The 25,776-nt window shown below is 73.4% G+C and carries 28 protein-coding genes and 1 tRNA gene; 9 read left to right on the forward strand and 20 right to left on the reverse strand.

The genetic code is table 11. The features are described 5' to 3' along the window. Window positions 1–54 precede the first annotated feature (54 nt). The gene (locus FHL79_RS03585; protein WP_138757255.1) at window positions 55–1,269 is read left to right on the forward strand and encodes an FAD-dependent oxidoreductase; all 1,215 of its coding nucleotides are present in this window, start codon (window positions 55–57) and stop codon (window positions 1,267–1,269) included. 152 nt (window positions 1,270–1,421) lie between these two features. On the opposite strand, the gene FHL79_RS03590 is transcribed toward FHL79_RS03585, so the two are convergent. Further along, window positions 1,422–2,369, reverse strand: a complete 948-nt coding sequence (locus FHL79_RS03590) for an MBL fold metallo-hydrolase (protein ID WP_246080308.1) — start codon at window positions 2,367–2,369, stop codon at window positions 1,422–1,424. Next, window positions 2,366–3,313 carry a fumarylacetoacetate hydrolase family protein gene (locus FHL79_RS03595; protein WP_138757256.1) on the reverse strand — a complete coding sequence of 316 codons (948 nt, stop codon included), beginning with the start codon at window positions 3,311–3,313 and terminating at the stop codon, window positions 2,366–2,368. Before FHL79_RS03595 ends, FHL79_RS03590 begins: the two co-directional genes overlap by 4 nt. A 338-nt stretch (window positions 3,314–3,651) precedes the next feature. Here FHL79_RS03595 and FHL79_RS24930 point away from each other — a divergent pair, with 338 nt between their 5' ends. Next, window positions 3,652–3,795, forward strand: a complete 144-nt coding sequence (locus FHL79_RS24930) for a hypothetical protein (protein WP_171057993.1) — start codon at window positions 3,652–3,654, stop codon at window positions 3,793–3,795. Window positions 3,796–3,959: 164 nt separating this feature from the next. On the opposite strand, the gene FHL79_RS24935 is transcribed toward FHL79_RS24930, so the two are convergent. Further along, window positions 3,960–4,097 carry a hypothetical protein gene (locus FHL79_RS24935; protein ID WP_171057994.1) on the reverse strand — a complete coding sequence of 46 codons (138 nt, stop codon included), beginning with the start codon at window positions 4,095–4,097 and terminating at the stop codon, window positions 3,960–3,962. A gap of 177 nt (window positions 4,098–4,274) precedes the next feature. Next, the gene (locus FHL79_RS03600) at window positions 4,275–4,889 is read right to left on the reverse strand and encodes a TetR/AcrR family transcriptional regulator (RefSeq protein ID WP_171057995.1); all 615 of its coding nucleotides are present in this window, start codon (window positions 4,887–4,889) and stop codon (window positions 4,275–4,277) included. Window positions 4,890–4,991: 102 nt separating this feature from the next. Between FHL79_RS03600 and FHL79_RS03605 the strand changes: the two genes are divergently transcribed. Both FHL79_RS03605 and FHL79_RS03610 read left to right on the forward strand, forming a co-directional pair. Beyond that, the gene (locus FHL79_RS03605) at window positions 4,992–5,831 is read left to right on the forward strand and encodes an SDR family oxidoreductase (RefSeq protein ID WP_138757258.1); all 840 of its coding nucleotides are present in this window, start codon (window positions 4,992–4,994) and stop codon (window positions 5,829–5,831) included. Between the two features lie 156 nt (window positions 5,832–5,987). After that, window positions 5,988–6,347 carry a DoxX family protein gene (locus tag FHL79_RS03610; RefSeq protein ID WP_138757259.1) on the forward strand — a complete coding sequence of 120 codons (360 nt, stop codon included), beginning with the start codon at window positions 5,988–5,990 and terminating at the stop codon, window positions 6,345–6,347. Between the two features lie 240 nt (window positions 6,348–6,587). Here the strand turns inward: FHL79_RS03610 and FHL79_RS03615 are convergent. The 7 genes from FHL79_RS03615 to xylA all read right to left on the reverse strand — a co-directional run bounded on the left by FHL79_RS03615 (window position 6,588) and on the right by xylA (window position 13,265). Beyond that, window positions 6,588–6,661 (reverse strand) — tRNA-Pro (locus FHL79_RS03615). An 84-nt stretch (window positions 6,662–6,745) separates the two neighbouring features. After that, the gene (der, locus tag FHL79_RS03620) at window positions 6,746–8,110 is read right to left on the reverse strand and encodes a ribosome biogenesis GTPase Der (protein WP_138757260.1); all 1,365 of its coding nucleotides are present in this window, start codon (window positions 8,108–8,110) and stop codon (window positions 6,746–6,748) included. Then, a complete protein-coding gene (cmk, locus tag FHL79_RS03625; RefSeq protein ID WP_246080309.1) occupies window positions 8,107–8,850 on the reverse strand; it encodes a (d)CMP kinase in 744 nt (247 codons plus the stop codon). The genes der and cmk overlap by 4 nt, the downstream gene beginning before the upstream one ends. Beyond that, the gene (aroH, locus tag FHL79_RS03630; RefSeq protein ID WP_342777091.1) at window positions 8,850–9,254 is read right to left on the reverse strand and encodes a chorismate mutase; all 405 of its coding nucleotides are present in this window, start codon (window positions 9,252–9,254) and stop codon (window positions 8,850–8,852) included. Before aroH ends, cmk begins: the two co-directional genes overlap by 1 nt. 11 nt (window positions 9,255–9,265) lie before the next feature. Continuing rightward, the gene (locus FHL79_RS03635) at window positions 9,266–10,612 is read right to left on the reverse strand and encodes an MFS transporter (protein WP_138757261.1); all 1,347 of its coding nucleotides are present in this window, start codon (window positions 10,610–10,612) and stop codon (window positions 9,266–9,268) included. A 57-nt stretch (window positions 10,613–10,669) separates the two neighbouring features. Further along, the gene (xylB, locus tag FHL79_RS03640) at window positions 10,670–12,073 is read right to left on the reverse strand and encodes a xylulokinase (RefSeq protein ID WP_138757262.1); all 1,404 of its coding nucleotides are present in this window, start codon (window positions 12,071–12,073) and stop codon (window positions 10,670–10,672) included. A 1-nt stretch (window position 12,074) separates the two neighbouring features. Then, entirely contained in the window at window positions 12,075–13,265 is a 1,191-nt protein-coding gene (gene xylA / locus FHL79_RS03645) for a xylose isomerase (protein WP_138757263.1), read from the reverse strand. 119 nt (window positions 13,266–13,384) lie between these two features. On the opposite strand from xylA, the gene FHL79_RS03650 reads away from it, so the two are divergent. Then, window positions 13,385–14,587: an ROK family transcriptional regulator gene (locus FHL79_RS03650; protein ID WP_138757264.1), complete on the forward strand. Its 1,203-nt coding sequence runs from the start codon at window positions 13,385–13,387 to the stop codon at window positions 14,585–14,587. Between the two features lie 123 nt (window positions 14,588–14,710). Then, the gene (locus FHL79_RS25475) at window positions 14,711–14,902 is read left to right on the forward strand and encodes a fibronectin type III-like domain-contianing protein (RefSeq protein WP_218938309.1); all 192 of its coding nucleotides are present in this window, start codon (window positions 14,711–14,713) and stop codon (window positions 14,900–14,902) included. A gap of 145 nt (window positions 14,903–15,047) precedes the next feature. Here the strand turns inward: FHL79_RS25475 and FHL79_RS03660 are convergent, their stop codons facing one another. Then, complete coding sequence (locus FHL79_RS03660) at window positions 15,048–15,530, reverse strand: mycothiol transferase (RefSeq protein ID WP_138757265.1); 483 nt, start codon at window positions 15,528–15,530, stop codon at window positions 15,048–15,050. Between the two features lie 25 nt (window positions 15,531–15,555). Continuing rightward, window positions 15,556–16,398, reverse strand: a complete 843-nt coding sequence (locus tag FHL79_RS03665; RefSeq protein WP_171057996.1) for a pseudouridine synthase — start codon at window positions 16,396–16,398, stop codon at window positions 15,556–15,558. 270 nt (window positions 16,399–16,668) lie between these two features. On the opposite strand from FHL79_RS03665, the gene FHL79_RS03670 reads away from it, so the two are divergent. Then, on the forward strand, window positions 16,669–17,871 hold the full coding sequence (locus FHL79_RS03670; protein WP_138757266.1) for an HNH endonuclease signature motif containing protein: 1,203 nt from the start codon (window positions 16,669–16,671) through the stop codon (window positions 17,869–17,871). 90 nt (window positions 17,872–17,961) lie between these two features. Next, complete coding sequence (locus FHL79_RS03675) at window positions 17,962–19,140, forward strand: LLM class flavin-dependent oxidoreductase (RefSeq protein WP_138757267.1); 1,179 nt, start codon at window positions 17,962–17,964, stop codon at window positions 19,138–19,140. A gap of 30 nt (window positions 19,141–19,170) precedes the next feature. Here FHL79_RS03675 and scpB read toward each other — a convergent pair whose 3' ends face one another. The 5 genes from scpB to FHL79_RS03700 all read right to left on the reverse strand — a co-directional run bounded on the left by scpB (window position 19,171) and on the right by FHL79_RS03700 (window position 22,700). Next, window positions 19,171–20,067: an SMC-Scp complex subunit ScpB gene (gene scpB / locus FHL79_RS03680; protein ID WP_138757268.1), complete on the reverse strand. Its 897-nt coding sequence runs from the start codon at window positions 20,065–20,067 to the stop codon at window positions 19,171–19,173. After that, entirely contained in the window at window positions 20,064–20,897 is an 834-nt protein-coding gene (locus FHL79_RS03685; RefSeq protein WP_138757269.1) for a segregation and condensation protein A, read from the reverse strand. Before FHL79_RS03685 ends, scpB begins: the two co-directional genes overlap by 4 nt. After that, window positions 20,894–21,256 (reverse strand): hypothetical protein, encoded by a 363-nt coding sequence (locus FHL79_RS03690; RefSeq protein WP_138757270.1) that lies wholly within the window; start codon window positions 21,254–21,256, stop codon window positions 20,894–20,896. Before FHL79_RS03690 ends, FHL79_RS03685 begins: the two co-directional genes overlap by 4 nt. A gap of 71 nt (window positions 21,257–21,327) precedes the next feature. Next, complete coding sequence (locus FHL79_RS03695; RefSeq protein WP_138757271.1) at window positions 21,328–21,840, reverse strand: hypothetical protein; 513 nt, start codon at window positions 21,838–21,840, stop codon at window positions 21,328–21,330. Then, the gene (locus tag FHL79_RS03700) at window positions 21,837–22,700 is read right to left on the reverse strand and encodes a ParA family protein (protein WP_246080313.1); all 864 of its coding nucleotides are present in this window, start codon (window positions 22,698–22,700) and stop codon (window positions 21,837–21,839) included. The genes FHL79_RS03695 and FHL79_RS03700 overlap by 4 nt, the downstream gene beginning before the upstream one ends. 188 nt (window positions 22,701–22,888) lie before the next feature. Here FHL79_RS03700 and FHL79_RS03705 point away from each other — a divergent pair, with 188 nt between their 5' ends. After that, window positions 22,889–23,653, forward strand: coding sequence for an arginase family protein (locus FHL79_RS03705; RefSeq protein WP_138757273.1), 765 nt, complete (start codon window positions 22,889–22,891; stop codon window positions 23,651–23,653). 2 nt (window positions 23,654–23,655) lie between these two features. Here FHL79_RS03705 and xerD read toward each other — a convergent pair whose 3' ends face one another. Both xerD and ald read right to left on the reverse strand, forming a co-directional pair. Then, window positions 23,656–24,624 (reverse strand): site-specific tyrosine recombinase XerD, encoded by a 969-nt coding sequence (gene xerD / locus FHL79_RS03710; protein WP_246080315.1) that lies wholly within the window; start codon window positions 24,622–24,624, stop codon window positions 23,656–23,658. 5 nt (window positions 24,625–24,629) lie between these two features. After that, window positions 24,630–25,745: an alanine dehydrogenase gene (gene ald, locus FHL79_RS03715; protein WP_138757274.1), complete on the reverse strand. Its 1,116-nt coding sequence runs from the start codon at window positions 25,743–25,745 to the stop codon at window positions 24,630–24,632. Between the last annotated feature and the right edge of the window lie 31 nt (window positions 25,746–25,776).

Genomic DNA, 25,776 nt, shown 5'->3' on the forward strand with positions numbered 1-25,776 from the left:
GTCGCAGCCGCGATCCGGCCAGCCGCCTCGTTCTTCGGCCCCTGGAGCAGAACGGTGTCATCTCCCAGTTCCACACCCACACGTGGTCGCGTCGCCGTCCTCGGCGGCGGCCCGGCCGGCATGGCCACCGCCCTCTCCGTGCACCAGGCAGGTCACGACGTGGTCGTCTTCGAGCGCTACCACGAGGCACGTCCCGCCGGGAACGTGCTCAACCTGTGGCCCCCGCCGCTGAAGGCGTTGGGCCTCCTGGGAGTCGACACCACCGACCTGGGCGCCCCCTGCCAGTCGCAGTTCCGCAGCATCAGCGGCAGGGTCCGCGCGACCGTGAAGAGCGATCCCGACATCGAACGGGCCTACGGGCGCGGCGGCGGCTTCATCGGGCTCCTCCGACCGGAGCTCTACGAGCGGATGCTCGCCGCGTTGCCCCCGGGCGTCCTGCGCACCGACCAGCAGGTCGACCGGATCGAGCAGGACGAACGAGCGGTGACGCTGCACTTCGCCGACGGCAGCACCCACGAAGCCGACGTTCTTGTCGGCGCCGACGGGATCAACTCGCTGGTCCGCAGCGCGCTGTGGGGCGACACCCCCATCCGCGAGCACCGGCTGCACGCCATCGCCGGTTTCACCTTCGCCGACGACATCGGCGGGGAGACCGGGATGGCCGTCATCGGCCACGGACGGGAGGTGCAGGGCAGCTGGACGTCGATCCGGTACAAGGGTCGGGCCGGCTACCAGTGGTGGGTGCTGGAGGCGACCGACCCCCAAGCGCCGCCTCCGGCAGACCTCCTCGCCCGCGCGACGGAGCTCGGCCGCGACTTCCCCCACCCGCTGCCGGCGCTCATCGCCCGCACGGAGCCCGAGAACGTCCAGCGATGGGTCCTGCGCGATCGCGGCTACCTCGACCAGTGGTCCCAGGGCCGCGTCACGCTGGCCGGCGACGCGGCGCACGCGACCTCGCCCTACGCGGCGTACGGAGCGGGCATGGCGATCGAGGACGGCTACTTCATCGGCCGCGCGCTGCGGGGCGTCGACCTCACCGACCCCGCCGCGGTCACCCGGGCACTCCAGGCCTACGAGGAGCCCCGCAAGCCGCACGTCAACTTCCAGGTGAAGATGGCCTACCGCAACGGGCAGATGTTCCACCACGCGCCGCGGTTGCTGCAGCCGGTGCGCGACTTCGTCTTCGACCACACCCCCTTCCTGCAGAAGGTCGTCGGTGACACGAACCCGCAGGAGATCAACAAACAGCTCGCACTGATCACCGACTGACCCACCCCGCCGGCGAGAACCGGTCCGCTCCTGACCGACCTGGCCAGGAGCGGACCGGCCCGACCCGTCGGCCGGTGTGCACCGTCAGCGCGGCACGGTGCCCCACCGCGGTCGATGGCGCGGAGAGCACCGGCCGGAGAGCCGAGTGCCGGTCAGGCCCGGCAGGTGAGGGGCCGGCCGCCGTTGAAGGCGACCATGTCACCGAGGGCACCCGGGAAGTCGATCGGGCCGCCTCGTTCGCCGGCCGGCACCGCGAGGTCGGCGTAGGCCCGGTGCAGGTTGCCGACGATGCGTTCGGGGTCGCTCCACTCGGCGTACCGGCCGAGGTCGGTGCCGCGAGCCAGCTCGAGCGGGGAGACGCCCGAAGCGCGCCCGTCGGTCGCTGTGTCGCGGACGAAGCGGAGGTAGCCGAGTACTTCGTCGATGAGCTCGGGCCCGGCGACCGGGCCGTGACCGGGCACGATCGTCTGCGCGCCCAGGGGGCGGACAAAGTGCTCGAGGACGTCGATGGCACCCAGCACCGACCCGGACAGCAGGAACGGCGTCCCGCCGTTGAACAGCAGATCGCCGGCGAACAGCACCGACCGCTCGGGCAGCCAGGCCACCACGTCGTTGGTCGTGTGCGCCGGGCCGCCCGCGTACAGCAGATCGCACCGGAGTTCGTCCGACCACAGGGGGAGCCGCTCGGCGAAGGTGAGGAACGGGAGCGCCAGCTCCAGGCGCCCGTAGTCGACCTCGGTCCAGATGCTGCCGTTGTGCGGAAGGCCGAGCGCCCGCATCTCCTCCCGGGCGTTCTCGTGGGCCACGATGGTGGCCCCGGTGAACAGCCCGTTGCCGGCCGTGTGGTCGGGGTGGTGATGGGTGTTGACCAGCGTCCGCACCGGCGCGGCGGTGATCCCGCGGATGGCGCCGAGCAGGTCGCGGGTGCGGCGTTCGGTCGAGGACGCGTCGATGGCGCTCACGCCGTCCCGCCCGACGAGGAAGCCCGTGTTGTTGATCATCCAGCTGCCATCGGGCTGGACGTAGGCGAAGACGCCGTCGCTGACCTCCTGCACGGAGAACCGGACCGGTGCCTCGTCGCTGCGCAGGTGCACGCTCACTGCGCGGACTCCTTCCAGGGTCGGATCTCGTGGCGCTCGACGCCAGCAACGATCCGGTTGCTGGTGCCACCCAGCCCCTCGACCGACGTGGTGACCACGTCGCCGGGCTGCAACGGTGGGTGGAAGTCCATCCCGTTCCGGCCCCACAGCTCGGCCAGGCACCCGCCCTGGCACGTGCCCGAACCGAGCAGGTCACCGGGCCGGATCTCGGTGCCGCGGGACGCGTAGGCCGCCAGCGCCGGGAAGCTCCACGCCATGCTGTCCAGCCGGTCACTGCCCAGCAGCTCACCGTTCACGCGCACCTCCATCCGCAGGTCGAACGACGATCCCGACCGGCGCGCTGCCAGCTCGTCGGCCGTCACGAAGAAGGACCCCAGTGCCGTGGCGGTGTCCTTGCCCTTGGCCGGCCCCAGCCGGAGCCGCATCTCGTGGAACTGGACGTCCCGGGCGGAGAAGTCGTTGAGGACGACGAACCCGGCTATGTGGTCTTCCGCCTCGTCCACGGACAGGTCGCGGCCGGTCGGCCCGACCACCGCGGCGACCTCCAGCTCGTGGTCGAACAGCTCGCTGCCGGGAGACACCGGCACGTCGTCGCGCGGCCCGACGATGGCGTACGGATTGGAGAAGTAGAACGTGGGGATCTCCCAGAACTCCGGCGGGATCCCGCCGTCCGGATCGGCCACCTTCACGATGCCGGCGGTGTGCTCCGGGAAGGTCGAGAAGTCCCGGAAGGTCGGCGGATCCAGGGGCGCCATGAGCTCCGCGTCAGCCAACGCGCTGCGGGCACCGGATCGCATGGCCCGCTCGGCCAGGTCGGACAGCAGACCCTGTACGGCGAGCAGCTCCGGCAGTTCACGTCCGGGCGGGAGGTCGGCCAGCGTCTCCTCGTCGGCCACGACGGCCAGGGTCGGTCTGCCGGCAGTCCGGTGCCGCACGAACTTCATCGAGCCTCCTCGTCGAGTCGCCTGACCGTAGGCACCCGCGACGGCGGCGGGAAGTCCACCGTGCGGATGCCTCTCATCGACCCCAGGGATCCCTCGGATCCCGTATGCGCATCACCGCCACGAATGGCTGGCATCGCTGATCGGCGTGTTCCGGTGGCCGGACGCCCGCCCTAACGTGGCCGGCCTCACCGCCGTCGCTGAGGGGAGCCGCTGTGACCACTGCACCACCGGACCCGCCCGACCCCGTTCCGGCGGCCGACGGCGGAACGGGACCCGTCGCGGGGCAACGCCCCCGCCGCCGCTCACGGTGGTGGCGGGATTGGTGGTCCCGTCACCTGGTGGCCTCACTGGAGCAGTTGCTGGAGCGGGAGGCCTGCGGCCACGACGGCAGCGCCACCTGCTCGCTGTGCCGCGTCGTCATGGGGCTCGGCTTCCTGCCCGCCGCCGCGGCGGCAGGGCAACCCCGATCGCAACGTGCGTGAGCCCGTCCGACCCGTAGGGCACCGTGTCCCGACGTGCCGCTCCCCGAGGCTGCCGACCTCCAACCGACCGCCGTGGCGTCCGATGTGGGCCGCTTGGTCGGTCCTGCCGGGTCGGGAGGCCGTGCAGCAGCAGATGGGCCTGGCCGTCGGTGAGACCGTGGAGATCAGCAGCGGTCCGAGCTGGAGGCGGTGGACCGCCAGGAGCCGACGAGCTGGCCGGCGAAGGTGCAGTCCACCGAGCGCACGGTGCTGGTACGCACCCCGGCGTCGATGAGCGCACGCACCCGACGGGTGACGGCCACGGAGTCCTCGGCTGTCCGCGGATGTGGGCGGTCAGCCGACCTCGTCCCGCGCAAGAAACTGGTGCGCATCGGCTCATCGCCGTGCCGACGCCGGCCAAGGTGGCGCGGAGGGCCAGGAGAGGTGGTCGGCCACGGTCCGCGCTCGTGGCGACGATCGCCCTCGCGTCCGGGAGGTCCTCAGCGGTCGAATGTCCACAGGTCGCTCATGGCCCGGTCGACGAGGTCGGGCAACGACTGGTCGTCGAACCTGATGGCCGTCCGGCGGGCTGCCGCCATGCACGCGAAGGCCGCTCCCACGATTGCCTCGGGTGAGGGGTCCGTGGCCGCCCGGGGGCGACCGGCCTGCTCCTCGCGGTCGCGGACGATCGTGGCGAGGTCGGACTGCATCTGGTCCAGGCGCTGCAGGTAGGCGGCGTTCAGAGCAGGGCTCGCGGAGACGATCCGTTCCATCTCGTCCATCCGTGCACTGTTGCTCGTGTCCGCCGTGTAGGCGATGACGTCGTCGAACATGCGTCGCAACGCCGTCCAGACCGGCTCGTCGGCCGGCCGGGCAGTGAGCCCGGCCTGCAGCTGCTCCCCCATGAGGTCGTACTTCCCCATCACGAGGTCTTCCTTGGACGCGAAGTACCGGAAGAAGCTGCGCTTGCTCAGACCCGCCGCCTCGGTGATCGAGTCGACGGTCGTCGCCTCGTACCCCTGCTCGACGAACAGCCGCTGCGCCACGTCGACCAGCTCGGCCTGAACGGCACGACGCGTGCGCTCCCGCAGCGACAGGTGCGAGTCCTCTGACACGTCTTGCAGGCTACGCCCACACGCGCAAGTGGCACTTGGTGTCAACTTTGGCGTACGGTGCGAGGCGTCGTCAGACGAACTGACGTTGACAGAGGGAGTGACATGTCCAAGGTCTGGTTCATCACCGGCGCTGGCCGCGGGTTCGGCTCGGAGTTCGCGAAGTCCGCCCTCGAGCGGGGCGACAAGGTCGCGGCCACGGCCCGCAATACCGCCGCGCTCGACGGGCTCGTGACGGCGCACGGCGACGCGGTGCTGCCGTTGCAGCTCGACGTCACCGACCGCAACGCCGTCTTCGCCGCGGTCGAGCAGGCGCACCAGGAGTTCGGGCGGCTGGACGTCGTGGTGAACAACGCCGGCTACGGGCTCTTCGGTGCGGTCGAGGAGATCAGCGAGAGCCAGCTCCGCGACCAGCTGGAGGTCAACCTGTTCGGCGTCTTCCACGTCACCCAGGCCGTGCTGCCGATCCTCCGCGAGCAGGGAGCCGGCCACATCATCCAGATCTCCACCATCGGCGGGGTGGGTGCGTTCCCGACCCTCGGTGGCTACCACGCCTCGAAGTGGGCCCTGGAGGGAATGACCGAGTCCCTGGCGCAGGAGACTGCCGGGTTCGGGATCAAGGTCACCCTCGTCGAGCCCGGCGGCTACGCCACCGACTGGGCCGGCAGCAGCGCCACCCACGCCGACCCGCAGTCGCAGTACGAGCCCCTGCACACCGCGATGGCCGAGCAGCGCAAGAACACGGCACCGGGCATGGTCGGTGACCCGGTCGCCGCCGGTCAGGCGATCCTCAAGCTCGCCGACGCCGAGCAGCCCCCGCTGCGGGTCTTCTTCGGCACCATGCCGACCCAGCTCGCCCCGCGCCTCTACCAGCAGCGTCTGAAGACCTGGGAGCAGTGGAAGTGGCTCTCGGTCGAGGCCAACGGCGCCGTCCCCCAGCAGTAGCGAGCGACCCCGCCCCTCCTCCCCGGGCCCTCGCACCCGGGATCCAACTGCTCGCCGAACAGGACCCGCAGAGATGACACCGACCACTCCCGCTCTCGACGCCTCCTCCGAGGGCCGCTCCGCCCAGGGTCCCGCCGCGGCGGACGTGCGCTGAGCATGGAGGTGCTCCGGATCGTGCTCAGCGCCGTCCTGGCCCTGCTGCTGCTCAGCACCGGCGGCGGGAAGCTGGCCGGCATCGAGTCCTCGCGGACGATCCGCGACAGCCTGGGCATCGGGGCCGGGTCGTGGAAGGCCATCGGTGCCGCCGAGGTCCTCGTCGTCATCGGGCTGCTGGTGGGCATCTGGGTGGTTCCGGTGGGCCTGGCCGCCACCCTCGGCGTGATCGTGCTCATGGTGGGCGCGATCGCGGCGCGCGTCCGCGCGGGAGGGGCGCAACGGAGGGCTGGTGTCGCCGGCGACGCCGCCGTCCTCGTCGTCGCAGTGGTGGCCGCAGTCGCCTGCGCGGTCGGCCTCTGACCTCGTCGGCGGCCTCCCAGCGCCGCTCGACCGTGACGCCGGCAGCCGGGTGGCCACGAACCCACCCGGCTCCGGCGACATCTACAGCCACGTCGCACCGGAACAGCGGCGAGAGGCTGCCGACCGCCTCTTCGAGGCGCTCGAGTGGGGACCGGCGTTGTACAAGAGCGGGTTGCTGCACTCACGCGAGAGGCGGGCCGCCCACATGGGGTGACCCGCCTCTGACCTGCAGTTCCACTGTCGGGCTGACAGGATTTGAACCTGCGACCCCTTGACCCCCAGTCAAGTGCGCTACCAAGCTGCGCTACAGCCCGAGCTCCGAGTCCCCGGCGGTCCCGCCGGGCGCTCGATCGCTGCTGGAGCAGATTACCGCACGGCTTCCCAGCCCTGGCCGGGGCCTACTTCTTCAGGTCGCGGGCCTTCGTCTCGCGCACCTTGACCGACACGTCGATCGGCGTGCCGTGGAAGCCGAACTGCTCGCGCAGCTTGCGCTCCAGAAACCGCCGGTAGCCCGCCTCCAGGAACCCGGTGGAGAACACCACGAACCGCGGTGGCCGGATGTCCGCCTGGGTCACGTACTTGATCTTCGGTGCGCGGCCACCGCGGGCCGGCGGCGGCGTCTCCTGCACCAGCGCCCGGATGAACGTGTTCAGCTCGGCGGTCGGCACCCGCGTCTCCCAGCCGGCCAGCGCCTCCTTCAGGTGCCCCGCCAGCTTGTTCACCCCGCGGCCGGTCAGCGCGGAGATGTTGACCCGGCTGGCCCACTGGATCCGGGCCAGGTCGCGGTCGATCTCCTTCTCCAGCTGGGCGTGCCGGTCCTCGTCGAGGGTGTCCCACTTGTTGAAGGCGATCACCAGCGCCCGGCCGGCCTCGATCACCTGGGTGATCACCCGCTGGTCCTGCTCGCTGATCACCTCGTCGGCGGCGAGCAGCACGACGGCGACCTCGGCGGCCTCGATCGCGGCCTCGGTGCGCAGACTGGCGTAGTACTCGGTGCCGCTGGCGGTGTTCACCCGGCGGCGCAGACCCGCGGTGTCGACGAACCGCCACTCCTCCCCGCCGATCGTCACGATCGAGTCGACCGGGTCCACGGTGGTGCCGGCGACGGAGTCGACGACCGAGCGCTCCTCCTTGCTCAGCCGGTTGATCAGGCTGGACTTGCCCACGTTGGGCCGCCCCACCAGCGCCACCCGGCGCGGGCCGCCGACCTCCTCGGTCTCCCGCGGCGCCTCCGGCATCGCGTCGAGCACCAGGTCGAGGAGGTCACCGCTCCCCCGGCCGTGCAGCGCGCTGACCGGGAACGGCTCCCCCAGCCCCAGCGACCACAGCTCTGCCGCGCCGGCCTCGCTGCGCTCGTCGTCGACCTTGTTGGCCACCAGGATCACCGGCGTCGTGCTGCGCCGCAGCACCCGCGCGGCGGCCAGGTCGGTCTCGGTCGCCCCCACGGACGCGTCGACGACCAGCACGATCACGTCCGCGGTCTTCATCGCGTACTCGGCCTGCCGGGCGATCGAGGCGGCCATGCCGGTCGCCTTCGGCTCCCAGCCGCCGGTGTCCACGACGGTGAAGTTCTTGCCGTTCCACAGCGCCTGGTACGGGATGCGGTCGCGGGTGACACCGGGGACGTCCTGGACGACGGCGGCACGCCGGCCGATGAAGCGGTTGACCAGGGTCGACTTGCCGACGTTGGGCCGGCCGACGATCGCCACCACCGGCAGCGGACCGGTGGGCTCGTCGAGGTCGGGGATGTCGTTGTCGGTCATGCGGGCTCTCCTACTGCTGTGCGGGCCAGGTCGAGCACGCGCTCGACGACGGCCTCACGGTCCAGCCCGGTGCTGTCGACGACCACGGCGTCGGCAGCAGGGCGCAGCGGGCTGTCGGCCCGGCTGCTGTCGTACTCGTCCCGGCGGCGCAGGTCGGCGGCGATCTCGGCGATCCGGCCGGGGTCGGTGACCCCGAGCTGGCCGGCCCGTCGCTCGGCGCGCGCCTCGGGTGCGGCGGTCAGGTAGACCTTGAGGGTGGCATCGGGGAGGACGACGGTGCCGATGTCCCGGCCCTCGACGACGACGGCGTCGGCGGCGGCGATCAGCGAGCGCTGCCGGTCCACCAGCAGCCGGCGCACGGCCGGGACGGCGGAGACCGGCGAGACCGTGCGGGTCACCTCGGCGCCGCGGATCCGCTCGGCCACGTCCACGCCGTCCACGGTCACCGTCTCGGCGTCGGCCGCCGTCCCGACCTGGATGTCGGCGGCGCGGACGGCGCGGGTGATGCCCTCCGGGTCGTCGAGGTCCACCCCGGCGTCCAGGACGGCGACGGTCGCGGCGCGGTACATCGCGCCGGTGTCCAGGTAGGCCGCGCCCAGCCGGGTGGCGACGGCGCGGGCGACGCTGGACTTGCCGGTGCCCGACGGCCCGTCGAGGGTGACCTGGCCGCGGAAGACCTTGGCCCCGTCCAGAGGCCCGCGACGAGCCTGCGAGTCGTGCGGGGGACGGGGTCCTTCCATCACTGCGCGATGTCCCGGCGCAGCGCCACGGCTCCGCGCAGGTACACGTGCTGCACGTCGGCGCGGGCCCGCGGGGTGTCCACGTGCGCCATGAGCCGCAGCACCCGCGGCAGCGCGTGCGGCACCGCGATCTCGGTGGCGCACATCAGCGGTACGTCGCCCAGCCCCAGCTCCCGCGCGGCCAGTGCCGGGAACTCCGACACCAGGTCGGGGGTGGCGGTGAACAGGATGCTGATCAGGTCCGCTGGGTCGAGCTCGTTGCGCTCCAGGACGGTGCTGACGAGCTCGCGGGTGGCGTCGAGCACCTCGTCGCGGTCGTCGGCGGCCACCTGCGTCGCTCCTCGGATGGCTCGGACGGCCACAGCACTCCCCTTGATCGACGCGGTGCACGGGTCGCCGTGCACCTCGGTCGAGTCTACGGAGGCCCCGCCACCTGCCCCGCCGAGCGCCGGAGAGCCAGCGGCACCGCGGTGAGCGCGGCCGCCGCCGCGGCGAGCACCCAGCCCACCGCCGTCCCGGAGAACGGCCCGTACGAGCCGGCCGAGGCGACCAGGACCAGGACGGCGACCCCGATCGCCGTGCCCAGCTGCGCGCCGGTGTTCACGATGCCCGAGGCGCTGCCCTGGATCTCCGGCGCGACCGAGGTGCCGATCTGGTTGGCCGCCACGGAGGCGACGCCGAGGCCGACCCCCAGCACCACGCCCCCGGCCACGATCCCCGCCCGGCTGCCCGTGGTCGCCGCCAGCAGCAGGTCCCCGAGCGCGATGGCGCCCAGGCCCGCGGCGGCGACCCGGCGCAGCGAGGTACAGGCCGCCAGCGCGCGGGCCAGCGCGGACCCGGGGACCACCGCGGCGCTGATCGACATCAGCACCAGCCCCGCCTCCAGCGGGCTCGCACCGAGCTCGTCCTGCAGCACCAGGGTCGCCAGCACCGCCGCCGAGGTGGTGGTGGCGGTGTTCACGAACGACACCGCCGTCCCGGTGCGCAGGCCGGCCGACCGGGCCGCCGGAGCGGGGACGAGCGGGGCAGTGACCCGGCGTTGCTGCACCGCGAACAACAGCCCGAAGCCCAGTCCGGCCAGCACCAGCGCCGCTCCGGCGGCCCGGCTCGCGGGACGCTCCAGCAGCGAGGCACCGGCCACCACGCCGGTGGCCGCGGCCACCAGCAGCACCGCACCGGTGCCGTCCAGCGAGCGGTCGGCGTCCCGGGGCGGCGGCGCGGGCAGCGCCCGGACAGCGACGGCGAGCAGCAGGACGCCGACCGGCACGGTCCCCCAGAAGACCGAACGCCAGCCCAGGGCGTCGGTGAGCGCGCCGCCGACCAGGAAGCCGGTCGACCCCGCCGCGGCACCCGCTGCGCTCCACCACGCCAGCGCGGTGGTCCGTTCCCTCCCCTCGGCGCTCACGTGCAGGAGCAGCGCCAGCGCCGAGGGCACCGAGACCGCGGCCGCGGCGCCCTGCACCGCCCGCACCCCGACGACCTGGCCGACGTCGGCGGCGAGGCCCCCGGCGAGCCCGGCCACCGTGAACGCGACCAGCCCGGCGAGCAGCACCCGGCGCGGCCCGTACCGGTCCCCGAGCCGCCCGCCGAGCACCAGCAGGCCGCCGAAGGCCGTCGGGTAGGCGATGGCGATCGGCCCGGCGGCCGACGCGGGGGCGTCGAGGTCGGAGAGGACCGCCGGGATGGCGGTGGTCGCGCTGGTGACGACCAGCACGTCGACGAACTGCACGAGGCACAGCGCGGCGACGACTCCCCGGCGCATGCCGCGGACGCTAGCCCGCAGGGACGACAGTTCCTGGGTCAGCGACAGGGACGGGACTCATCCCACCCGCGGCGCGGTGAGCTCCCGGACCTCGGCGTACCGCGCGCGGACGTGCGGGACCGGGTCCGCCTCGTAGGTCTCGGTGCTGGCGGCCGGCCAGACCGGCGGGGTGTCCCCGCCGGCCAGCACCCAGGCGGCCTGCCGGGCGGCGCCGTCGGCGACGTACTCCCCCGGCGGCGGTACCAGCACCGGCACCCCGAGGACGGCGGGCGCCAGCCGGCGGACCGCCTCGGACCGGGCGCCGCCGCCGACCAGGAACACCCGGCGGACCGGGTTGCCCAGCGCGGCGATCGCCTCGAGCCCGTCGGCCAGCCCGCACAGCAGCCCCTCGACCGCTGCGCGTGCCAGGTACGCGGGCTCGGCGGTGGTCAGCGTCAGCCCGTGCACCGCGCCGGTGGAGTGCGGCCGGTCCGGGGTCCGCTCGCCCTCCAGGTAGGGCACCAGCACCAGGCCGCCCGACCCGGCCGGCGCGGACAGCGCCAGCCGGGACAGCTCGTCGTGGTCGACGCCGAGCAGCCGGGCGGTGGCGTCCAGCACCCGGGCCGCGTTCAGCGTGACGGCCAGCGGCAGGAAGTTGCCGGTGGCGTCGGCGAACCCGGCGACGGTGCCGGACGGGTCGGCGCTCGGCGTGGTCGAGACCGTCGAGACGACCCCGGAGGTGCCGATCGAGACGACGACGTCACCGGGCTCGGCGTTGATGCCCAGCGCGGCGGCGGCGTTGTCCCCGGTGCCCGGGCCCAGCAGCGCACCCCCGCCGGCCACCACCCCGGCCTGCTCGGCCGGGCCGAGCACCCGGGGCAGCACCGGGGTGCTGCCGAAGGCGCGTTCCAGCAGGTCGGGCCGGTAGTCGCCGGTGATCGGCGACCAGTAGCCGGTGCCGCTGGCGTCGCCGCGGTCGGTCACCAGCGCATCGAGCCCCGGGCGGCCGGCGAGGGTCCAGGTCAGCCAGTCGTGCGGCAGGCAGACCGCCGCCGTCCGGGCCGCGTTGGCCGGCTCGTGCTCCGCCAACCAGCGCAGCTTGGTCACCGTGAACGACGCGACCGGCACCAGGCCGACGGCGCCGGCCCAGGCCTGCCCGCCGCCCAGCTCCGCGGTCAGGTCGGTCGCGGCTTGCGCCGACCGGGTGTCGTTCCACAGCAGCGCCGGGCGGACCACCGCCCCGTCGGCGTCCAGGCAGACCATCCCGTGCTGCTGCCCGCCGACGGCGACGGCGGCGACGTCGGCGAGGCCACCGGCCTCGCCGAGCGCCGTCTCCAGTGCCGACGCCCAGGCGGCCGGGTCGACCTCCGTGCCGTCCGGGTGCGCTGCCCGGCCCTCCCTGACCAGGGCACCGGTGTCGGCATCCCGGACCACGACCTTGCACGACTGGGTCGACGAGTCGACCCCGGCCACCAGCGTCATGTCAGCGTGCGCCGAGCAGGTGCTCGATCATCAGCTGGTCAACCCGCACGACACCGGCACCGCGCTCAGCCACGGTCTCGGCGTCGAAGTCCTCGAGGGCCGAGCGGTCGGCCAGCAGGTCCTCGAAGGTCTCGCCCTCGGCCAGGGTGGGCTGGCGCAGCTCGGGGACCCGGGCCGCAGCCAGCGCCTCCTGCACCTCCGGGTCGGCGCGGAACGCCGCAGCCCGCTCCTTGAGCAGCAGGTAGGTGTGCATGTTCGCCGCGGCCGAGCGCCAGACGCCGTCCATGTCCTCGGTGCGCATCGGCTTGTAGTCGAAGTGCCGGGGCCCGTCGTAGCTGGGGCCACCGTCCGGGCCGCCGTTCTCCAGCAGGTCGACGGTGGAGAAGGCCTGCAGCAGGTCGCCGTGGCCGAACACCAGGTCCTGGTCGAACTTCGGGCCGTGCTGGCCGTTGAGGTCGATGTGGAACAGCTTGCCCAGCCAGATCGCCTCGGCGATGCCGTGGGTGTAGTTCAGGTTCGACATCTGCTCGTGGCCGGTCTCGGGGTTGATCCCCACGAGGTCCTTGTGCTGCAGCTTGGAGATGAAGGCGATCGCGTGCCCGATGGTGGGCAGGAAGATGTCACCGCGTGGCTCGTTGGGCTTCGGCTCCAGGGCGAAGCGCAGGCCGTAGCCGCGGTCCTCGGAGTAGGCGGCCAGGGTGTCGATCGCCTCGGCGTAGCGGTCCAGCGAGGCGATGAGGTCCTTGGCGGTGTCGACCTCGGTGCCCTCGCGGCCGCCCCACAGCACATAGGTCTTGGCGCCCAGCTCGGCGGCCAGGTCCATGTTGCGCATGACCTTGCGCATCGCGAAGCGGCGCACCTCGCGGTCGTTGGCGGTGAGGCCGCCCTCCTTGAACACCGGGTGGGTGAACAGGTTCGTCGTCACCATCGGGACGACCAGGCCGGTCTCGTCCAGCGCCGTGCGGAAGCGCTTGATGCGCTCGTCGCGGGCGGTGGTGTCGCTGCCGAAGGGGATCACGTCGTCGTCGTGGAAGGTGACGCCGTAGGCGCCCATCTCCGCGAGCTTGTGCACGGACTCGACCACGTCGACCTCGGGACGGGTGGCGTCACCGAACGGGTCGCGCGCCGTCCAGCCCACCGTCCACAGGCCGAAGCTGAACTTGTCCTCGGGGGTCGGCTGCAGGGTGCTCATCGATGAGTTCCTCTCGCGGGGTGCTGGGGGTGCGGGCGGGGAGCAGGAGTGCGTCGCCCACCCGGGCGATCTTTTGTTCTGTCTCGAAACATAAGGCAGGGAGCGGCTAACCTCAACCCGTGACGCAGCGACTGGCGGGGGCGCCGAGCAGTGCCCGGCAGTCCACCGTGCGGACGACGAACCTCGGGCTGGTGCTGCGCACGGTGTGCGCCGCGTCCGGGCCGCTGTCCCGCGCCGACGTCGCCGCCGTCACCGGGGTGACCCGGGCGACGGCTGCCCGGCTGGTCGACGAGCTGGTGGCCGGCGGGCTGCTCGACGAGGTGGAGCGCGAGGTGCTCCCCCGCCGCGGTCGCCCGGCGACGCCGCTGGTGCCCGGCGCCCGCTTCGCCGCTCTCGGATTGCAGGCCGACGCCGGGCTGCTCGCCGCCCGGGTCGTGGACCTCCGCGGCCGGGTGGTCGCCGAGCGGGTGGCGCCCGGTGACCTCCGGGGCAGCGACCCGGCGGCGACGATGGCCACCCTCGGCGCGCTGACCGCCGACGTCCTCGCCGGACTGCCGGCCGACCTCTGCCTGGTCGGGGCCGGCCTGGCCCTGCCCGGGGTCGTGGACGCCGAGGCCGGCGTGCTGCTGCGCGCACCCAACCTCGGCTGGTCCGACCTCTCCCCGGCGGGCCTGCTCGCGCCGTTCGTCCCGGCCGGCCTGGACGTCGTCCCCGGCAACGAGGCCGACCTCGCCGCCCGCACCGTCGCCGAGGAGGCGCCGGGCCAGGCCGGGCCGTACCGCGACTTCGTGTACCTGTCCGGCCAGATCGGCATCGGTGGCGCGGTCGTCCTCGGCGGCCGGGTCACCGGCAGCTCCGGCTGGGCCGGCGAGGTGGGCCACGTGTGCGTCGACCCGGACGGGCCGCCCTGCAGTTGCGGCTCCACCGGGTGCCTGGAGCTCTACGCCGGCCGGCACGCACTGCTGCGCGCCGCCGGGCTGCCGCTGGACGCACCCCCCGGCGACCTCGTCCGGCTGGCCGCGGCCGGCGAGCCTGCAGCGGTCGCCGCGCTCGGCACCGGCGCGTGGGCCCTCGGTGTGGCCCTGGCCGGGGTGGTGAACGTGGTGGGCATCCCGACCGTCGTGCTCGGCGGGCACCTCGCGGAGCTCGCCGACCTGCTCCGCCCGGCGCTGGAGGAGCACCTGGCCAGCCGGGTGCTCTCCGCCCGGTGGCGCCGACCACGGGTGGTCAGCGTCCCGGGACCACCCGCGGCCGGTGCCAGCGGCGCCGCTCTGCAGGCACTGGACGGCGTCCTCGCCGACCCGGCGCGCCTGCTGGGTTGACCCGGCCGTCACTTCTGGAAGCTGGCGGTGAGGCCGCTGAGCGGGTACCGGCGTCGGGTGCCCGCGAGGCGCCGACGTCGTCCAGCTGTACCTGTACGACCCAGTGGCCAGCGTGGTCCGCCGATGCGTCAGCTCGTCGGGTTCGCCCGGGTCCCGCTGGCGGCCGGCGCCGCGGCGCGGGTGACGTTCACCGTGCACGCCGACCAGACCTCGTTCACCGGCCGGGACCTGCAGCGTGTGGTCGACTGCGGGGACGTCGTCCTGCAGCTGGGGCGTCGAGCGAGGACCTGCGGCTCGAGGCGCCGCTGCGGCTGACCGGTGGCGACCGGGTCGTCGGCGCGGACCAGGTGCTGACGACGCCGTTCGAGGTCGCCGCGCTCTGGCGCGGCCGAGTCGGCGACTCGGCCCCGTACAGAGCCTCGTCCGAAGCGCGCGAGGGACGCGGGGACGGGGTCCTTGATCAGGCGCCGGTCGCGCCGTCGAGGCGCTCGCGCAGCAGGTCGGCGTGCCCGGCGTGCCGGGCGTACTCGGCGATCATGTGGCTGTAGACCCAGCGCAGGGTGACCTGCCCGCCCATGAACGGGCTGGTCTCGTCCAGGCCGCGCGCCGCGGTGGCGGTCCGGCTGCGCGCGACCTCGTCGTCCCAGGTGGCCCGGGCGGCGGCCAGGGTGGCATCGTCAGCGAGGTCGAACCCGCCGTCCTGGCCGGTGGCCTGGGCGGCCGGCCCGTAGATCTGCGGGACGTCCTCACCGAGCAGCACGCGGCGGAACCAGTTCCGCTCGACCTCGGCCGCGTGCTGCACCAGGCCGAGCAGGGTGAGCGGGGACGGCGGCACGGCGGCGGTGCGCAGCTGGTCGTCGGTGAGCCCGTCGCACTTGCCGAGCAGGGTGGCCCGGTAGAAGTCCAGCCAGCCCTCCAGCGTCGCGCGCTCGTCGGCCTGCAGCGGGGCATCGCCCGTTCGGTCACCCTCACAGCCCGACGAGCTCGTGCAGGGCGCCGACCTCCGACCGGGTGAGCTTGCGGATCGTCCCGGTGCGCATCCGAGCGAGCTCGATCGGGCCGACGGCGGTGCGGGTGAGCCGGGTGACCGGCAGCCCGACCTCGGCCAGCAACCGCCGCACGATGTGCTTGCGGCCCTCGTGCAGGACGATCTCCACGACCGACTGACCGGCGTGGGTGTCCACCAGGTCGAAGGAGTCGACGGCGACCGGCCCGTCCTCCAGCTCGACGCCGCTGCGGAGCCGGCGACCGATGTCCCGCGGCACCGAGCCGCTGACCTGCGCGAGGTAGGTCTTCTTCACCTCGTAGGAGGGGTGCGCCAGCCGGTGGGCGAGCTCGCCGTCGGTGGTGAGCAGCAGCAGGCCCTCGGTGTCCTGGTCCAGCCGGCCGACGTGCACCAGGCCGGCGGCGAGGTCGCCCATCATGTCGCCGACGGTGGGCCGGTTGCGGTCGTCGCTCATCGCGGTGATGACGCCGAACGGCTTGTTCATCGCGTAGGTGACCTTGTCGTTCTTGATGTCGATCCGACGGCCGTCGATGGCGATGACGGCGGTGTCCGGGTCGATGCGCATGCCCTGGACCGTGACGACCTTGCCGTTCACGCTGATCCGACCCTCGTCGATCATGTCCTCGCACACGCGGCGGGAGCCGACGCCGGCCCGGGCCAGCACCTTCTGCAACCGCTCACCCGGGCGGTCCTCGTCGGGCTCGGCGGCCTCGGCGTCGCGGGGGTGCAACGGTGCGAGCTCCATGTCCTCGGACCAGCCCTCGCCGCCCTCGGTGGTGGACTCGTCGTCAGGGAAGGTGTTCATCCCCGCCATTCTCCCACCTCGCCGCTGCGACGATCACCACGCTGCACGTGGCCTCCCGGCAGGGAGCGCCTCCCCACCGCGTGCTCCCTCCGCGACCGCTCACCCCTCGTCGCAGAAGGCACGCTTTGGCGTGGCTGCGGGTCTCGGGCGCCCTGTCAAGGGCTCATAGAAATCTGTGGACAGGCGTCTGACCTGGGGATTCATCTTGTCCGGCACCCTTTGCGGCGGTAGACTTCGCACACGTGTTCGAAGACGTGGAGGGGGTGTCCGGTGGGTGAGTTGCAGTCCGCATTGGATGCCCTGGCCGCTGAGGACCTCTTCGCCCTGGCTCCTGGCGCGGTGCTGGAGCGGACCACGGCGCTCCTGCAGGTGGTCAACCGCGCCAACGCGGAGTTGACCCGCACCGTCCGGCACGCCGACTCAACCGGCGCCGCCGAGCACGACGGCAAGAAGACGGTGGCCTCCTGGCTGCGTGGGCACGGGCACCTGTCGGCGGGGGAGGCCGGGCGGCTGGTGCGGTCGGGTCGGGCGTTGGAGCACCTGCCGGCCACCGCGGCCGCCTTCGCCGAGGGCACCGTCACCGCGTCGCAGGTGGCGGTGATCGCCCCGATCGCCGGGGAGGCGGAGCGGGCCGCGGCCGACGAGCAGGACGTCGACCTGGGCGTGATCGATCGGGCGCTGGTCGCCGTCGCTCACGGTGAGGCCCATGACCGGCTCGCCCAGGTGGTGCACCACTACCGCGAGGCCCTGGACCCCGATGGCACCGAACCCGACCCCACCGAGGGCCGGTCCTTCCGCATCTCCCGCAACGGGGACAGCGGCGTGTCCGGGGACTACCGGCTCGATGCCGTGGGTGGGGAGAAGGTCATGGCCGCGCTGGAGTCGATGGTGCAGGCCAACCGGCCCCAAGGCGATGACCGCACCCGCGCCCAGCAGCTCGCCGACGCCCTCGTCCAGCTATGTGACAACGCGCTGGCCTCCGGTGGGTTGCCGAAGCTGCGGACGGTGAAGCCGCAGGTGGTGCTCAACCTGGACATCGACGACCTGATCGACCCCGCCACCGGCCCGGGTGCGGCCCGGACCGGGTTCGGTGGGCAGATCTCGGCGGCCCGGGCCCGCTGGCTGGCCTGCGACGCGAGCATCTCGAGGATCGTGATGGGCCCCGACGGGGTGCTGCTGGACCTGGGCCGGGACCACCGGGTCGTCACCCCCGGCCTCCGCAAGGCCGTGGAGCTGCGGGACGGGCACTGCGTGTTCGCCGGTTGCGGCGCCCCGACCTACTGGTGCGACGTCCATCACCTCGTGCACTGGATCTTCGGCGGGGAGACCAGCCTGGAGAACTCCGGGCTGCTGTGCGAACGGCACCACACCAAGGTCCACCACGGGTTCCGGGTCGAACGAGATCCCGGCGGCAAGTGGCACACCTACCGCCCCGACGACACCGAGATCCTCATCGGACCACTCCTCGTCTGAGCCGGGACCTGCCCGACCCTCGACACGGACCTCGCCCGCCCTGAGACTGGCCATGGTGTGAGACAGGTCACCCACATCGAGGAGGACTCCATGGACCGACTGCGCTTCGGCACGTTCCTGGCCCCGTTCCACCCGGCCGGGGAGAACCCGACCTTGGCGCTCCAGCGGGACCTCGAGCTGATCGAGCACCTGGACCGGTGCGGCTACGACGAGGCGTGGATCGGCGAGCACCACTCGGCCGGCACCGAGATCATCGCCTCCCCCGAGATCTTCATCGCCGCGGCCGCCGAGCGGACCCGCCGCATCAAGCTCGGCACCGGCGTCACGTCCATCGCCTACCACAACCCGCTCTGGGTGGCCGAGCGCATGGTGCTGCTGGACCACCTCACCCGGGGCCGCGCCATGCTCGGCTGCGGGCCGGGGTCGCTGCCCACCGACTCGATGATGCTGGGGCTGAACCCGACCGACACCCGCGAGCTGATGGAGGTCGACCTCGACATCATCATGCGGTTGCTCCGCGGTGAGACGGTCACCGAGAAGACCCGGACCCACGACCTGGTCAACGCTCGCCTGCACCTGCGGCCCTACACCCAGCCGTGCTTCGACATCTCCGTCGCTGCGGTCGCCTCCCCCACCGGGCCGCGGCTGGCCGGCCGGCACGGCGTCGGCCTGCTCTCGATCGGCGCCACGCTCACCAAGGACGGCTTCGACGCGCTCGCCCACCACTGGAACGTGGTCGAGGAGCGGGCCGCCCACTTCGGGCAGACGGTGTCCCGCAACGACTGGCGGCTGGTGGGGCTCATGCACGTGGCCGAGACCCGCGAGCAGGCCTACCGCGACGTCCAGTTCGGCATCGAGACCTGGTTCCGCTACTTCCAGAAGACCGCCGCGTTCCCGCAGATGGCTGTCGAGGGCGGCGACGCCAAGGAGATGATCGACTTCATCAACGAGGCCGGCGTCGGCGCGATCGGGACCGTCGAGGACGCCCGCGCGCAGGTCCAGCGGCTCTGGGACCAGTCCGGCGGCTTCGGCTGCATGCTGCTGCTCGGGCACGAGTGGGCCAACCCTGAGGCGACGAAGCGCTCGTGGGAGCTCATCGCCCAGCACGTGATGCCGCACTTCCAGGGCGGGGCGGTCTCGCACGCGCAGCAGACGCTCGACGCCAAGGCCCACGCCACGGGCAAGCGCGAGGACTACGCGGCGGCGCAGATGCAGGCGGTGGCCACCATGACCGAGCGGTACGAGAAGGAGAAGGCCGGGTCGAACTGAGCGGTGCACCCGGACGCCGGAACCTCCCGCTCAGGCGTCCGGGTGCTCCTCGAGGAGGGAACCGGCGTCCGGGAGCAGCGGTGCGAGCTCGGGCAGCTCGTCCAGGCCGGTCAGCCCGAGCCGTTCCAAGAACAGTGGCGTCGTCACGTACAGCCCACCCCCGGTGTCCGGGTCGGAGCCCGCCTCCCGGATCAGCCCGCGCGAGGTGAGCGTGCGCACCACGGCGTCCACCCCCACCCCGCGGATGGCCGACACCCGAGCCCGGGTCACCGGCTGCCGGTAGGCGATGACGGCGAGGGTCTCCAGCGCCGCCTGGGTCAGCCGGTTGCGCTGGCCCCCCAGCAGGTGCCGCTCGACGACCGACGCGTGCTCCTCCCGGGTGTAGAGCCGCCACCCCTCCCCCACCCGGCGGAGCACGATCCCGGCGCCCCGCTCGTCGTAGTCGGCGGCCAGCGCGGCCAGCTCCCGGCGCACCCGGGGCACCGGGCACCGCAGCGCGTCGGCGAGGGTGACCTCGTCGACCGGCGCGTCGACGACGAACAGCAGCGCCTCCAGGCCGCCGCGCAGCACCACCGGGTCCGGGCCGACGTCGAGGTCGAGCTCCTCCTGCACCGGCGCGACGTGCGGTGCGGCCTCCTCCACCACCGCCTCCGGTTCGGGCAGCACCTCGAGCTCCACCGGCGGTGCCGCGGGTGCCCGGCCGAACGACAGCGCCGGCGCCTCCTCGACCGTCGCCGCCTCCTCCGCGGCCGCCGGGTCGACGGCGGCCGGGGGGTCCGCCGCGCTGCCCAGCCCTGCGGCCAGCTGCCGGGCGACGACGTCCCAGCCCTCCGCGGGCAGCGCCTCGTCGTCCTCCAGCCCGGCGGCCACCTCGGCGGCGATCGCGTCCCAGGAGAACGGACGCGGCTGCTCCGGCTCGTCGCTCACGAGTACTCCTCCAGGTCGTCCGCGATCGCGGCCTCGATCTCCTCCGGCAGCCGGCCGCCGACCAGCTGCGGGCCGGTCCACCGCACGTGCAGCTCGCCGAGCGGCGCGACCTGGTCGAAGGTCACCAGCTGCTGCCGGTACAGCTCCAGCAGCGCCAGGAACCGGGCGACCACCTCCAGCGTGTGCGCGCAGTCGCTGCTCAGCGAGCGGAAGGTGGCGGTGCCCGCCGCCGCGATCCGGCCGCGCACCAGGACCAGCTGCTCGGTGACGCTCACCGCCGGCGCGTGCAGGTGCGAGACGCTCACCGTCGGTGGCGGCTTGGGGGTCAGCGCCTCGTGCGCCAGCGCCGCGAACTGCTCCGGCGTCACCCCGAGCAGCACCTCGGGCAGCAGCTGGGCGAAGCGCGGCTCCAGCGCCACGTCCCGCGGGAACCGGCGCGCGGCCTCCGCCTCCCGCCGGCGCAGGAACTCCGCGGCCCGCTTGTACGCGCGGTACTGCAGCAGCCGGGCGAACAGCAGGTCCCGCGCCTCGAGGACGGCGAGGTCGTCCTCGTCCTCGACGTCGGCCGCGGGCAGCAGCCGGGCGGCTTTGAGGTCCAGCAGCGTCGAGGCGACGACCAGGAACTCGCTCGCCTGGTCCAGGTCCAGCTGGTCGCCGAGCGCGTGCAGGTGCGCGATGAACTCATCGGTGACCGTCGACAGCGCGATCTCGGTGACGTCGAGCTTGTGCCGGCCGATCAGCTGCAGCAGCAGGTCGAACGGGCCCTCGAAGTTGGCCAGCCGGACGGTGAACCGCCCGTTCCCGACCTCGTTGGGCTCGGCAGCGGTCACCCCCGCTGCTCGCAGTGAGGGCGCCGCTGACCCGGCCACTGCAGACCATCGGCGGTGATGAGCAACGGTTCGGAGCCGTCGCGGGTGGCGACGACCTCGTCGAGGTGCACGAGCAGCAGGTTGAACCCCGCGGACTCGACGCTCTCGCTGGGCCAGAGTTCGTCACGGCAGGACGTCCCGATCGATGTCACCGCCGCCTCGAGGTCCGGCTCGCTCACCACCACCACGACGGGATGGCCCCGGTGCTCAGGCGCTTGGGTGAGCCGCACCGTGCGGTGTGAGCCGTACTCGACGTCCAGCGGTTGTCCGTCCAGACGCAGCCGACGGATCAGCTCCTCGACATACGGCAACCGGCTCACACATCCAGCCTAGGTCCGCACGCGGAGCGTGACCGTCCCGCGAGGCAACCGACGACCGATCGCTCAGCGGCTCACTTGCGCAGCCGGCGGACCAGGACCGAGTCCTCGCCGTGCACTTCGAGGTCGGCCAGCACCACGGCGATCGCCTCGCGGACGATCCGGCCGCGGTCGGCGGCCACCCCGTGCTGACCGCGCAGCGCCAGCCGCGCGGTCTCCAGGGCCAGCAGCTCGTCGGCCGAGCAGTAGACGGTGATCTTCTCCTCGTGCCGGGCGCGCCCCTTCGAGCTGCTCGCCCGGGTCACCTGCTTGGGCGGTGCCGCCGGCAGCGTCGACCGGTGCGCGGCGAGCTCGTCGACGACGATCCGCGGCGCCCCTCCGGCGACGTCGGGCACCAGGGTCAGCGGCGGGTTGGCCGGCAGCTCGTCCTCGCCCGCCGCCCGGGACACGCCGTTGGTGCGCAGCGCGGGAGAGGACTGGGCGGCCGCGAGGGTCGACAGCTCGGTGACCGGCGTCGGCGAGGGCGCCGCGATGTCGGTCCGGCGGAACAGCTCTGCGGCGCCCGGGAGAACAGGACGACGAGTCACAGAGCGATGACCTCCTTGGCGAGATCGCGGTACGCCGCGGCGCCCGACGACGTGGGGGCCCACTGGGTGATCGGCTGCCCGGCCACCGTGGTCTCCGGGAACCGCACCGTGCGGCTGATGACGGTCTGGAACACGGTGTCGCCGAAGGCCTCGACGACCCGGCTGAACACCTCGCGGCAGTGCACGGTCCGCGTGTCGTACATGGTGGCCAGGATCCCGTCGATCTCCAGCGACGGGTTGAGCCGCTCCTTGACCTTGTCGATCGTGTCCACCAGCAGCGCGACCCCGCGCAGCGAGAAGAACTCGCACTCCAGCGGGATGATCACGCCCTGCGCGGCGGTGAGCGCGTTGACCGTCAGCAGCCCGAGCGAGGGCTGGCAGTCGATGAGCACGTAGTCGTACTCGTCGCGGACCGAGGCGAGCACCCGCATCAGGGTCTGTTCACGGGCGACCTCGCTGACCAGCTGCACCTCGGCGGCGGACAGGTCGATGTTGCTGGGCACCAGGTCCAGGCCGGGGATGTCGGTGGCCACCCGCACGTCGGCCAGCGTCGTCCGCGGCTCCATCAGCGCGTTGTAGATGGTCCGGTCCAGGTGCTGGGAGGGGATGCCGAGGCCCACCGACAGCGCACCCTGAGGGTCCAGGTCGACCAGCAGCACCTTGCGGCCCTGCTCGACCAGCGCGGCACCCAGGTTGATGGTCGACGTGGTCTTGCCGACGCCGCCCTTCTGGTTGCACATGGCGATGATCCGCGCCGGCCCGTGCTCGGTGATCGGCTTCGGGTCGGGCAGCTTGCGCTGCCGCGCCTTGGCGGGGTCGACGCGGCTCGTCGGGATGCCCATCTCGGCGTCGCCCGCCATGGCCCCTCCGCGCGGGAGCGCGACGGCGGAGGCCGCCGCCTCGGCTCGTGTCGACATCGTCTGTGCCTCTTCCCGGGTGCTGAGCGGACCGTGGACCGGGTGCGGTCACGGCAGGAGCCCGCACGACCGGCGGGGGAAGCCGCCGACCCGTTCTCCCACCTCTCTTCTCGGCAGGGTGCCCGGCGAGCGTGACCGAGACGACGAGGAAACTCGTCGACATGTTGCTGCTGGCCGTCCCCTACCACCTCGACGAGCGCCTCGACCCCTTCGACCTGGGCGTCCCCGCCGATCGCGAGGTGACCGCCGACCTCCCGGCGGGCGACCCGTGGACCCGGATGGCCGCGCTGTACGAGCAGGTCGCGGACGTCGTCGGCGAGGGAGCTGCCGTCGTCGCCTCCGGGGACTGCACCACGAGCCTCGGGGTGCTGGCCGGGCTGCAGCGGGCCGGGCGGGACCCCGCCGTCGTCTGGTTCGACGCGCACGCCGACTTCCACACCGTCGACACCACGACGTCGGGTTACCTCGGCGGGATGCCGCTGTCGCTGGCCGTCGGCCGCGGCGACCTGGCGCTGCCGACGGCGCTGGGGCTGCGGCCGGTCGCGGAGCAGCGCGTGGTGCTGGTCGACGCCCGGGACACCGACCCCGGCGAGCACCAGCTGCTCGCCGGCTCCGCCGTCACCCGCAGCACGGTCGCCGACCTGGTCGGCGTCGTCCCGGACGGCGACCTGTACGTGCACGTGGACGTCGACGTCTGCACGCCCGCCGAGGTCCCGGACCTGCTGTACCCGGCGGCCGGCGGGGTGCGGGTCGACGAGCTGCTGACCGTGGTCCGGGCGCTGGTCGCCACCGGCCGGGTCGTCGCGCTCGGCCTGGCCGCGACGTGGCACCACACGAGTCCGGCCCGTCCCGAGCACGCCGCCCTGGTCCGCGGGCTGCTGGCCGCCGCGCCCTGAGCTCAGCGCAGCGCGCGGGGGTGGCTGGTCGCGTAGACCTCGCGCAGCCGCTCGACGGTGACCAGCGTGTAGACCTGGGTGGTGGTCACCGAGGCGTGGCCGAGCAGCTCCTGCACCACGCGGACGTCGGCGCCGCCGTCGAGCAGGTGGGTGGCGAAGGAGTGCCGCAGCGTGTGCGGTGACAGCTCGGCGGAGATCCCGGCCCGCTCGGCGGCCTCGCGGAGGATCGACCAGGCGCTCTGCCGGGACAGCGGCCCGCCCCGGGCGTTGAGGAACAGCGCTCCCCCGCGCACCCCGGCGCGGGCCTTCGTCGCCAGCTCCGGCCGGGCCCGCACCAGGTAGTCCTCGACGGCGCGGACGGCGTAGCTGCCGACCGGGACGACCCGCTCCTTGCCGCCCTTGCCGGCCAGCCGCACCGCCGCGGAGGCGAGGTCGAGGTCGTCGACGGCCAGCCCGACCGCCTCGGAGATCCGCGCGCCGGTGCCGTAGAGCAGCTCCAGCAGCGCCCGGTCGCGGAGCCCGCGCGAGCCCTCGACCGCGGCGGCGGCGGTCAGCAGTGCCTCGACCTGCTCGACCGGGATCGCCTTGGGCAGCCGCCGCGCCGGCGCCGGGGGCTTGACCTGGGCGGCGACGTCGTCGGCCACCAGCCCGTCGAGCAGCGCGAACCGGTGCAGGCCGCGGACGGCGACCACCGCCCGGGCCGCCGACGTCGCCGACAGCGGCGGGTGCTCGTCGTCCCCGCTGCGCAGCGCCACCAGGAACGCGGCGACGTCGGACTCCCCCACCTCGCCGAGCCCCTCGACACCGCCGGCGGCCAGGAACTCCGCGTAGCGGCGCAGGTCGCGGCGGTAGGAGGTGATCGTGTTGCCGGCGAGACCGCGCTCGACGGTCAGGTGGTCCAGGTAGCCGGTGACCACCCGTTCGACGGCCGGGCCTGCCGGGGTGGCGGGGTGGGTGGCGGGACCTGACACCGCTGTCAGGACAGCACCTCCTGCCACGGGACCGACGGCAACCCGTGCGCCTCGGCGACGCCGGCGTGCACCAGCTGCCCGCCGGCGACGTTGGCGCCGCGGGCCAGCGCCGGGTCGGCGGCCAGCGCCGCCGCGGTGCCGGAGTCGGCCAGCGCCAGCACGTAGGGCAGCGTCACGTTGGTCAGCGCGTAGGTCGAGGTGTGCGGCACCGCGCCGGGCATGTTCGCGACGCAGTAGAAGACCGACCCGTGGACGACGAACGTCGGGTCGTCGTGGGTGGTCGGCCGGCTGTCCTGGAAGCAGCCGCCCTGGTCGACGGCGATGTCGACGAGCACCGAGCCGGGCTTCATCCGGGACACCAGCTCGTTGCTCACCAGGGTGGGTGCCTTGGCGCCGGGCACCAGGACGGCGCCGATCACCAGGTCGGCCTCCAGCACCGCCCGCTCGATCTCCAGCGCGTTGGAGGAGACGGTCTGCAGGTGCCCGCGGTAGAGCTGGTCGGCGGCCCTCAGCTTCTCCAGGTCGCGGTCGAGCACGGTGACCTGCGCCTGCATGCCCAGGGCGATCGCCGCGGCGTTCATCCCGGAGACCCCGGCACCGATGACCACGACCTTGGCCGCGTGCACCCCGGACACCCCGCCCAGCAGCACGCCGCGGCCGCCGGAGGCCCGCTCCAGCGTGTGCGCCCCGACCTGCGGCGCCATCCGGCCGGCGACCTCGGACATCGGTGCGAGCAGCGGCAGCGCGCCGCCGTCGGTCTGCACGGTCTCGTAGGCCACCGCGGTCGTGCCCGAGGCGAGCAGCGCGTCGGTGCACGCGCGCGAGGCGGCCAGGTGCAGGTAGGTGAACAGCGTCTGGTCGGCCCGCATCCGGCCGTACTCCTCGGCGATCGGCTCCTTGACCTTCAGCAGCAGGTCCGCCTCGCCCCACACGTCGTCGGCGGTCGCCACGATCTTCGCGCCGGCCGCGGTGAAGTCCGCGTCCGGGATGGACGACCCGACCCCGGCGTCGTGCTCGACCAGCACGTCGTGCCCGGCGGCCACCAGCTCGGTCACCCCGGACGGGGTGAGCGCGACCCGGTACTCGTGGTTCTTGACCTCTCGAGCGACTCCGACCTTCATCCTCAGATCCCAGCTCCCGGTTCGGCGGGCA

Source organism: Modestobacter altitudinis, from assembly GCF_005930475.1.
GTDB lineage: Bacteria > Actinomycetota > Actinomycetes > Mycobacteriales > Geodermatophilaceae > Modestobacter > Modestobacter altitudinis.